The 1,165-nt window shown below is 69.7% G+C and carries 1 protein-coding gene; it reads left to right on the forward strand.

Features of this window, described 5'->3' with window-relative positions; all coding sequences use genetic code 11:
• Positions 1 to 48: 48 nt before the first annotated feature.
• Positions 49 to 1,165 (forward strand): AI-2E family transporter (locus ACVCAG_RS45715; protein ID WP_447191668.1); only part of this gene is annotated, 1,117 nt, incomplete at its 3' end.

A 1,165-nucleotide genomic window follows, 5' to 3' on the forward strand; every position in this document is an offset into this window, starting at 1 on the left:
GGTTCCCGTGGTGGCGCGGTCTGGTCCGGCTGTGTCTAAGGTGATCTCGTGTCTGCCCCGCTGAACGTCACGAAGACCCGCGCCGCGCTGCGCACCTCGGCGCGGATCTCCGTGCAGATGCTGCTCGTCGTGCTGATGGCCGCGGTCATCCTGTGGACCCTGGGCCAGATGTGGTCGATCATCTGGCCCCTGGTCATCGCCCTGCTGCTCACCACCTTGACCTGGCCCATCACCCGCTTCCTGCGCCGGCACGGCTGGCACCCCACCCTGGCCGCCTCCGCCGTGACCGCCCTGTTCCTGCTCATCGCCGCCGGCACCCTGGTCCTCATCGCCGTCCCGGTCGCCTCCCAAGCCGGCGAACTGGCCACCGGCGTCGGCAACGGCATCCAACGCCTGCGCGACTGGGCCGCCGGACCACCCCTCAACATCGGCGCCGACCAGCTCAGCACCGCCCTCGACACCGCCACCACCCGCATCCAATCAAGCGTCGGCAGCATCGTCACCGCCACCGTCACCGGCGTCGGCACCATCCTCAACGGCCTGGTCACCACCGTCCTGGCCCTGTTCCTGATGTTCTTCTTCCTCAAAGACGGCCCACGATTCCTGCCCTGGCTCACCCGCCAGCTCCCCGGCCGCCTGGCCACCGACCTCCCGGCCATAGCCACCCACAGCTGGGACACCCTGGGCTCCTTCGTCCGCTCCCAAGCCTTCGTCGGCCTGCTCGACGCCGTGCTCATCGGCCTGGGCCTGTGGATCGTCGGCGTCCCCCTCGTCCTGCCCCTGGCCGTCCTGACCTTCGTCGCGGCCTTCGTCCCCATCATCGGCGCCCTGTTCGCCGGCTTCGTCGCCGTCCTGATCACCCTGGTCTCCAACGGCCCCACCGACGCCCTCATCGTGCTCGCCATCATCATCGCCGTCCAGCAACTCGAGGGAAACGTCTTCCAGCCCATGGTGCAAAGCCGCGGCCTGGGCCTGCACGCCGCGGTGATCCTCCTCGCCGTCACCCTGGGCGGCAACCTCGCCGGCATCGTGGGCAGCCTGCTCGCCGTACCCGTCGCCGCCCTGATCGCCGTCATCTGGAACTACCTCCGCGACCAGCTCAGCGACCCACCCCCACAACCCGAAACCAGCCCACCCCACACCGACACCCCCCAACCCGGGACGC

It is taken from the genome of Streptosporangium sp. G12 (assembly GCF_052983175.1).